At 67.2% G+C, this 4,046-nt stretch carries 5 protein-coding genes; 2 read left to right on the plus strand and 3 right to left on the minus strand.

Annotation, left to right across the window (positions count from 1 at the left end):
* Positions 1–186, minus strand: a 186-nt coding sequence (locus FKP22_RS23085; protein WP_211361538.1) for an alpha/beta hydrolase, incomplete at its 3' end; no start/stop codon positions are given.
* 311 nt (positions 187–497) lie between these two features.
* On the opposite strand from FKP22_RS23085, the gene FKP22_RS23090 reads away from it, so the two are divergent.
* Entirely contained in the window at positions 498–1,148 is a 651-nt protein-coding gene (locus FKP22_RS23090; RefSeq protein ID WP_141290020.1) for a porin family protein, read from the plus strand.
* A gap of 28 nt (positions 1,149–1,176) precedes the next feature.
* On the opposite strand, the gene metW is transcribed toward FKP22_RS23090, so the two are convergent.
* Together metW and metX are read right to left on the minus strand one after the other, a co-directional pair.
* Positions 1,177–1,758 (minus strand): methionine biosynthesis protein MetW, encoded by a 582-nt coding sequence (metW, locus tag FKP22_RS23095; protein WP_141290021.1) that lies wholly within the window; start codon positions 1,756–1,758, stop codon positions 1,177–1,179.
* A complete protein-coding gene (metX, locus tag FKP22_RS23100; RefSeq protein ID WP_141290022.1) occupies positions 1,755–2,930 on the minus strand; it encodes a homoserine O-succinyltransferase MetX in 1,176 nt (391 codons plus the stop codon). The genes metW and metX overlap by 4 nt, the downstream gene beginning before the upstream one ends.
* 324 nt (positions 2,931–3,254) lie before the next feature.
* Between metX and FKP22_RS23105 the strand changes: the two genes are divergently transcribed.
* Complete coding sequence (locus FKP22_RS23105) at positions 3,255–3,899, plus strand: TetR/AcrR family transcriptional regulator (protein WP_141290023.1); 645 nt, start codon at positions 3,255–3,257, stop codon at positions 3,897–3,899.
* Positions 3,900–4,046 lie beyond the last annotated feature (147 nt).

Here is a 4,046-nt window from a genome sequence, read left to right on the forward strand (position 1 = left end):
CACCTGCCAGCCCTCGCCGGCCAGGGCCTGCGCCAGCGCCTGGTAACGGCCGGCGTGTTCGCCCAGGCCGTGCACGATCAGCAGTTGCCCGCGCGCCGGGCCTGTGGGCTGCCATCGGTAACGCTGCAGGTTCAGGCCGTCCGGGCTGCGCCAGGCCGGCGCGAGGAATTCTGGGAGGGTGCTCATCGAGGCAGTCTACGAGGCGCCAACGCACAGGCCCTTGGCGTTCACCCGCACAGGGCGCGACCTGCGAAGCCAAAAGCAGGTCCCGGCAAGCCAGGTGCCTGAAGCGGCAAAAGCCGGGGCACGCTTGCAAACGCAGGCTTCGTCTGACATCCGCTTTCACTTCAGGCTTCTTTACGCCCAGCAACGGAACATCCGGGTTTGCCCGCAGGTCTATCTCACGGCAGTGCCAAAAAACCGAGGCCCGCAACGATCTCGCCTCGCAGGCACCGCGCTTCGCAGCCACCCGGCTGTGCAATACAGAAAGGCATCACATGACTCGCTTCTTCTCCCGTTCCCGTGTTGCGGCCCAAGGCCTGCCTGCCGGCTCGGCGGCATCTCGCCCCGGCCAGCCGCAAGTGCTGCCGCTGGTGACGCGGCGCCGCGGTCGGCGTGCCGCGCAACTCGGCGTGGCCTTGCTCGGGCTTGCAGCGCTGGGCTTTGCCGCCAGCTCTCGTGCCGAGGGTCTGTACCTCGGTGGCAGCCTGGCGGTGCCGCAGTGGCACGGGCCTGTCAACGGCAGCGATGGCGACAACCAGGGCGTGGGCGTGAACCTCTACGGCGGCTATTCGTTCACGCCGAACTGGTCACTGGAAGCAGGCTACATGAACCTGGGCCGCCTGAAGGGCGACGTCGACGGCCTCAGCACCTCGGCCAAGGCCCAGGGCGGCTACCTGGATGCGGTGGGCACGCTGCCGATCGGCGAACGCTTCTCGCTGCTGGGCCGCCTCGGCTACGCCGGCGCGAACCTGAAGACCACCGCGGGCGACGACCACGGCAACGGCCTGAAGCTGGGCGCCGGCGTGCAGTACGACCTGAGCAAGCAGGTGGCGCTGCGCGGCGAATGGAACCGCTACCGCTTCGATGCTTTCTCCGACCATCAGGACGTCGACCAGTACAGCCTGGGCGTGAAGGTCGGGTTCTGAACGCCGCGCTCGCCTTTCGCGGCGAGCGCTACTTCGAGAACTTGAACACCGCGACGCTGGCTCGCAGGTTGGGCCAGCGCCGCACGACGCGCCCGCCCTGCAACCCGAAGCTGTCCTCGATGTTCAGCCCGTTCTTGCGCGCCAGCACCTCGAAGTCGGCCAAAGTGCCAACCCGGATGTTCGGCGTGTCGTACCACTCGTAGGGCAGCGCGCGTGTCACCGGCATGCGGCCGCGCACCACGCTGAGCCGGTTCGGCCAGTGGGCGAAGTTCGGGAAGCTGACGATGCCGATGCGGCCCACGCGCGCCGTCTCGCGCAGCATGCGCTCGGCATTGCGCAGGTGCTGCAGGGTTTCGAGCTGCAGCACCACGTCGAAGCTGCGGTCGTCGAACAGGTCCAGGCCTTCTTCCAGGTTCAGCTGGATCACGTTGACGCCGCGCTGCGCACAGGCCAGCACATTGGCGTCGTCCAGCTCGATGCCGTAGCCGCTGCAGCCGCGATGCTGCTGCAGGTAGGCCAGCAGCTCGCCGGTGCCGCAGCCCAGGTCGAGCACGCGCGCGCCTTCGGGTACCAGGCTCGCAATGACCTCCAAGTCTTTTCGTTCACTCATGCTGCAAACCCCTTGACCTGAAGCGGCACGTTCGCGGTCTCGGCCGCGATGCGCTCGAAATACGCCCGCATCACGCCGTGGTAGCGCGGGTCTTCGAGCAGGAAGGCGTCGTGGCCATGCGGCGCAGCAATCTCGGCGTAACTCAGGTCCACTCGGTTGTCCACCAATGCCTTGACGATCTCGCGCGAACGGGCCGGCGAGAAGCGCCAGTCGGTCGTGAAGCTGACCAAGAGGAACTTCTTTTCGCGCGCCACCGCAAACGCCCGCGTCAGGTCGCCGGCATGCGTACGGGCCGGATCGAAATAGTCCAGCGCGCGGGTGATCAGCAGGTAGGTGTTGGCGTCGAAATAGTCGCTGAACTTGTCGCCCTGGTGGCGCAGGTAGCTCTCGATCTGGAACTCGATGTCCTGCGTGCTGTAGCTGGGCGCGCCGTTGCGCAGCTCGCGGCCGAACTTGGCCTCCATCGAGTCGTCGCTCAGGTAGGTGATGTGGCCGATCATGCGGGCCACGCGCAGGCCGCGCTTGGGCACCACGCCGCGGGCATAGAAGTGGCCGCCGTGGAAATCCGGGTCGGTCACGATGGCGCGCCGCGCCACCTCGTTGAAGGCGATGTTCTGCGCCGACAGGTTGGGCGCCGTGGCCACCGCCACGCAGTGGCGCAGGCGCTCCGGGTAGCGCAGCGTCCAGGCCAGCGCCTGCATGCCGCCCAGGCTGCCACCAAGCACGGCCGCCAACTGCGTGATGCCCAGGTTCGCGATCAACCGCGCCTGCGCGTCCACCCAGTCTTCCACGGTGACGACAGGAAAGTCGGCGCCATACGGCTGACCGTTTTTCGCCGGGTTCGGGTCGGTGTGCATCGGCCCGGTCGAGCCGAAGCAGGAGCCGGGGTTGTTGATGCCGATGACGAAGAACTTGTCGGTGTCCAGCGGCTTGCCGGGCCCGATCATGTTGTCCCACCAACCCTCGCTTTTGGGCTCGCCCGCATGCAGCCCCGCCACGTGGTGCGAGGCATTCAGCGCATGGCAGACCAGCACCGCATTGCTGCGTGCGGCATTCAGTGTGCCGTAGGTCTCGTAGACCAGCGTGTAGTCGGCCAGCTGCGCGCCGCTTTGCAGCGGCAGCGGCTGCTCGAAATGCATTTGCTGCGGTGTGACGACGCCCAGCGAAGCCATGTTGCAAACCCCAAAACAAGAACACCCGGCACCGCACAAGAAGCGGACACCGGGTGACTGTTGGGTCGGGGCGTCCCTCTTTAGCGGCATTTCTTCGGGACGGCCCCTCGGCTTCCCGGCGCCCGCAATCCGGAACAAATCGGCGCCAATGGAAGGAGTTTAGCAGCGCGGCAACCTGCCATGCCCGCTGCGACGGTCACTCGGCGATCAACCCTTGATGCTGCAGGCGCCCTGCAGATGCAGAGCAACGGAGCCGTCGGGTGCCGCATCCCCCGCCCAGCCATCCGGACTTTGAATTACTGAACACTCGGCCAATAATGCCCCATGCCACGCCCGTCCCAAGCCGTTGACCAAGCTTTGCTGCAGAGCGGGCTGGCGCTGTATCCGCAGGTGGGGTGCGCGGGCTTGTCGCTGCGAAAGGTGGCAGAACATGCGGGCACGCAGCCGGCGATGGTGCATTACCACTTCGGCAGCAAGCAGGCGTTCCTGAGGGCTGTGCTGCAGCAGTGCTACGAGCAGTTGTTTGCGCAGATGAGCGCGGGCAGTGCGGCTGAGGGGACAGCAAGGCACCGGCTGCGCACGGCCCTGCTGGCGCTGGCGGGGTTCCTGCGCGAGCACCGGGCGCTGATTGCGCGGCTGCTGATGGATGCGGCCCAGGGCGAGCCGGTGGTGCACAGCTTTCTGCAGGCCAATGCGCCGCGCCACCTGGGGCTGGTGATGCGCCTGCTGGGCGAGGTCGCGCTGAAGCCCGGAGTGTTGCCGATGCAGGCGTTTGCGTTCCTGATGGGCTCGGTCAATGCGCCGTTGCTGGTGGCATCCGGCGCCTTGCACATTGGCGTGGTGCCGGGTGTGCTGGGCGAGCAGCTGGCAGCGCAGGTGGTGAGCGACGCGGCGCTGGCGCAGCGCGTGGACCTGGCGCTGGCGGCACTGTGCGCAACCGAGGAGGGTTCGCCCGATGACAAGGTTTGATCCGAGATCCATTGGCGCAACGGCGGCGCTGGCGCTGCTGTTGACGGGCTGCCAGAAGCCGCCGCCGGCCGGTTGGTCGGGCTACGTGGAGGGCGACTACGTGCTGGTGGCCGCGCCGGTGGCGGGCACGCTGACCAAGCTTGCGGT

Origin of the sequence: Ideonella azotifigens (assembly GCF_006519715.1) — a bacterium.
GTDB lineage: Bacteria > Pseudomonadota > Gammaproteobacteria > Burkholderiales > Burkholderiaceae_C > Ideonella > Ideonella azotifigens.